Origin of the sequence: Methylibium sp. T29 (assembly GCF_000576205.1) — a bacterium.
Classification (GTDB): Bacteria; Pseudomonadota; Gammaproteobacteria; order Burkholderiales; family Burkholderiaceae_C; genus Methylibium; species Methylibium petroleiphilum.
The window spans coordinates 1-3170 of the sequence record NZ_AZND01000321.1; the positions used below are offsets into that span (position 1 = coordinate 1).

3 protein-coding genes are annotated in these 3170 nt (G+C 71.5%); all 3 read left to right on the plus strand.

Translation table 11 applies throughout. From position 1 onward, the window contains the following. On the plus strand, positions 1–682 hold a 682-nt coding region (locus x551_RS20180), incomplete at its 5' end, for a beta-eliminating lyase-related protein (RefSeq protein ID WP_036250619.1). Positions 683–700: 18 nt separating this feature from the next. After that, entirely contained in the window at positions 701–2092 is a 1392-nt protein-coding gene (locus x551_RS20185) for an L-serine ammonia-lyase (RefSeq protein ID WP_036230571.1), read from the plus strand. Positions 2093–2148: 56 nt separating this feature from the next. Then, positions 2149–3170, plus strand: a 1022-nt coding sequence (locus x551_RS20190; protein ID WP_036250623.1) for a TldD/PmbA family protein, incomplete at its 3' end; no start/stop codon positions are given.

Sequence of the window (3170 nt, forward strand, 5' to 3'; positions counted from 1 at the left end):
GCTGGACGCCGCGGCCCGCCGGCGCCGCGATCTGCACGCGCCGCGCGCCCGCGCGGTGAGCCTGACCCAGGCCACCGAGCTGGGCACGGTGTACGCAGTCGAAGAGTTGCGCGCACTGACGACCGCCGCGCGTGAACTGAAGCTCAAGGTCCACATGGACGGTGCCCGCTTCGCGAACGCCGTGGCCTCGCTGGGCTGCGCGCCGGCCGATGCGAGCTGGCGCGCCGGCGTCGACGTGTTGTCGTTCGGCGCCACGAAGAACGGTGCGCCGGTCGGCGAGGCGGTGGTGTTCTTCGACCGTGGGCTGGCCGACGGCTTCGAGTGGCGCGCCAAGCAGGCCGGCCAGCTGGCCTCGAAGATGCGCGTGCTGACCGCGCCCTGGGTCGGCCTGCTCGAAGGTGGCGCCTGGCTCGCGCACGCCGGCCACGCCAACGCGATGGCCCAGCGGCTCGCGGCGGCCATCGATACCCTGCCCGGCGTGCACCTGCTGCACGCGCCGCAGGCCAACGGCGTGTTCGCCGAGCTGCCGCGCCCCGCGATCGAGGCCCTGCGCGCGCAAGGCTGGCGCTTCCATGAGATGCTGCCGAACGGCGGTTGCCGGTTGATGTGCGCCTGGGACACCCGGCCCGAGACCGTCGACGCCTTCGCGGCCGATCTGGCCGTGGCCTGCCGGACCCCCTAGCCTCACCACGACACTGCGATGGCCGTTTCCGTCTTCGACCTGTTCAAGATCGGCATCGGGCCGTCGAGCTCGCACACGGTCGGGCCGATGCGGGCGGCCAAGCTGTTCGTGCAGCGCCTGGCGCACGAGGGCCTGTTGGAGCGCACCGCGCGCGTGGTGTCCGAACTCTATGGTTCGCTGGGCGCCACCGGCAAGGGCCACGGCTCCGACAAGGCCGTGCTGCTGGGACTGATCGGCGAGGACCCCGACAGCGTCGATGTCGACGCCATCCCGACCCGTCTGGCCGCCCTGCGCGAACATCGCCGCCTGGCGCTGCTGGGCCAGCACGAGATCGACTTCGACGAGGCCCGCGATCTGCTGTTCCGGCGCCGCCAGAGCCTCCCCTTCCACCCCAACGGCCTGCGCTTCGCCGCCTACGACGCCGACGGCGTCGAACTGGCGAACCGCTGCTACTACTCGGTCGGTGGTGGCTTCGTGCTGAGTGACGAGGTGGCCGCCGACGGCAGCCGCCAACAGAAGGTCGTGCCCGACACCACCGTGCTGCCACACCCCTACCGCAGCGGTGACGAACTGCTGCGCCTGACGCGCGAGCTCGGCTGCTCTATCGCCGAGGTGATGCGCCGCAACGAGCGCCACTGGCGCAGCGACGCCGAGATCGACGCCGGCCTGCTGCGCATCTGGCGCGTGATGCAGGCCTGCGTGGAGCGCGGCCTGCGCACCGAGGGCGTGCTGCCCGGCGGCTACCAGGTCAAGCGGCGCGCCGCCAGGCTCTACCGCGACCTGACGGCCGACCCGACCGCCGCGCTCAGCGACCCGCTGCAGGTGCTGGACTGGGTCAACCTCTACGCACTGGCGGTCAACGAGGAGAACGCCGCCGGCGGGCGCGTGGTCACGGCACCGACCAACGGTGCCGCCGGCATCGTGCCGGCCGTGCTGCATTACTACGCCCGCTTTGTTCGCGACGCAAGCGATGCCGGCATGGTCGATTTCCTGCTCACCGCCGCGGCCATCGGCATCCTCTACAAGGAGAACGCCTCGATCTCCGGTGCCGAGGTGGGCTGCCAGGGCGAAGTGGGTGTCGCCTGCTCGATGGCCGCCGGCGCGCTGTGCGCGGTGCTGGGCGGCACGCCGGCGCAGGTGGAGAACGCCGCCGAGATCGGCATGGAGCACCACCTGGGCCTGACTTGCGACCCGGTGGGCGGGCTGGTGCAGATCCCGTGCATCGAGCGCAACGCCATCGCCTCGGTGAAGGCCATCAACGCGGCGCGCATGGCGTTGCGCGGCGACGGCACCCACCACGTGAGCCTCGACCAGGTCATCAAGACCATGCGCGAGACCGGCGCCGACATGCAGACGAAGTACAAGGAAACCGCGCGCGGCGGACTGGCGGTCAACATCGTCGAGTGCTGAACTGGGGGCGCGCCGGCCTTTGTAGACTGACCTGCGCCCCTTTGCCGCTGCCCCAGATGCTCGACACGCTCGCCGCCACCGTTCGCCGCGCCACCGCCGCCCTGCCCGATTCGGTCACGCACTGGACCGCACGCGGCGTCAGCGAGCGATCCGAACAGCTCGGCGTGCGCCAGGGCGTTGCCGAAACGCCGAAGCGAGTGCGTGACGAGGGTGTGATGCTCACCGTCGTCGACGGTGGCGTGGGCCATGCGGCCACCGCCGACACGTCCGGAGCCGGCTTGCGTACCGCCCTGCTGCGCGCCCACGCGCTGGCCCGGGCCGGCGCCGGCAAGACGGTGTTCACGCCCGCGGAGCTGCCGCGCCCGCGCGACAGCGGCCAATACGCCAGCCGCGTCGAGCGACCGCACCACACCCTGACGCTGGGCGACAAGCTCGAGCTGCTGATGCGCGTGAACGCGGCCTGCCGGATCGACGAGCGCATCGTCGACGCGCAGACCAGCCTGTGGAGCGTCGAGACCGATCAACTTTTCCTGAGCAGCGACGGCGCCCACATCGAGCAGCGCTTCGCCTACCTCACGCCGGCCATCCAGGTGACGGCGGTCGACGGCGGCGTGACGCAGGTGCGGTCCAGCGCCGGACAGTACAACGGCTACTGCCAGCAGGGCGGGCTGGAAGTGCTGGACCGCGCCCGCTTCGAGCAGGACGGCCCGCGCGTCGCGCGCGAGGCGCTGGAGCTCGTGGCCGCACCCCACTGCCCGAGCGGCCGCATGGACCTGCTGCTGATGCCGGACCAGATGATGCTGCAGATCCACGAGAGCATCGGCCATCCGCTGGAGCTGGACCGCATCCTCGGCGACGAGCGCAACTTCGCCGGCACGAGCTTCGTCACGCTCGACCTGTTCGGCCACTACCGCTACGGCAGCGAGCTGCTGAACGTGAGCTTCGATCCGTCACGTGCGCACGAATTCGCCGGCTTCGCTTTCGACGACGACGGCACGCCGGCCGAGCGCCGCATGCTGATCGAGCGCGGCGTGCTGCTGCACCCGCTGGGCGGCAGCCTGTCGCAGGCGCGCGCCCG

Coding starts and splice junctions, on each gene's coding strand:
- x551_RS20185 (WP_036230571.1), top strand. CDS start 701: ATGGCCGTTTCCGTCTTCGACCTGTTCAAGATCGGCATCGGGCCGTCG.